At 35.0% G+C, this 888-nt stretch carries 1 rRNA gene; it reads right to left on the bottom strand.

What is annotated here, in order from left to right:
* Window positions 1-195: ribosomal RNA gene (locus J536_RS0105005) — 16S ribosomal RNA — on the bottom strand; the annotation flags it as partial.
* Window positions 196-888: the final 693 nt, after the last annotated feature.

Below are 888 nucleotides of genomic sequence, written 5' to 3'. Positions count from 1 at the left end.
CTGCTTTCTCCCGTAGGACGTATGCGGTATTAGCATTCCTTTCGAAATGTTGTCCCCCACTAATAGGCAGATTCCTAAGCATTACTCACCCGTCCGCCGCTAAGATCAGTAGCAAGCTACCTCTCTCCGCTCGACTTGCATGTGTTAAGCCTGCCGCCAGCGTTCAATCTGAGCCATGATCAAACTCTTCAGTTAAAATCATTTTGCACCTTATTTAAAGACAAGGTGCCAATTCTGGCTCATCAATTACTGACTTAAATTTCGCTCAAATAAACTTCTAGTAATTTAAACCAATCAATCAATGAAAATTATTTCGATTAATCAATCAGTAAAAATCCACACAAGTTGTTCTTCAATTCTCTTAATGATCTTCTTCCTGGTTCGTCACCAGCAAGCTAGGTCGGCTATATTACTCTTAATCTCTTAAAAGTCAACAGGTAATTTCGATATTTTTAAAACTTATCTCTCAAACCAACTTACCATCAAATTCATCACTTAAAGCAACCAACTTAATTCCAAGTAACTGTTTTTCAACAAGTTTCTATCTACATCACCGCCGATGGATGTGCATTATAGACCATTAACTTACCTTTGCAAGGGGTATTTCAGCCTTTTTCACTTGAGTGCCGTTTTTTTCTACTATTTTGCGAAAAAAGTGATATATATGGCTTTTTTTTAGGCATTTTCACTGCCTTTTATTAGTTTTATATTTAAAAATTTGGGACATTTTTAATTTCCTATGTCTTTAATAGAGTTTATAGACATATATAGTCCCTTAATTCCAAAGATTCCAAAGATTCCAAAGATTCCAAAGATTCCAAAGATTCCAAAGATTCCAAAGATTCCAGACTAGAGCAAATACTCTATTTATTGATTAATACTTTCTAT

Source organism: Acinetobacter sp. 809848 (assembly GCF_000581275.1).
In the GTDB taxonomy this organism is placed as follows: Bacteria; Pseudomonadota; Gammaproteobacteria; order Pseudomonadales; family Moraxellaceae; genus Acinetobacter; species Acinetobacter pittii.
The sequence above is the reverse complement of the archived record's forward strand: the minus strand, read 5'-3'. Positions and strand labels throughout refer to the sequence as shown.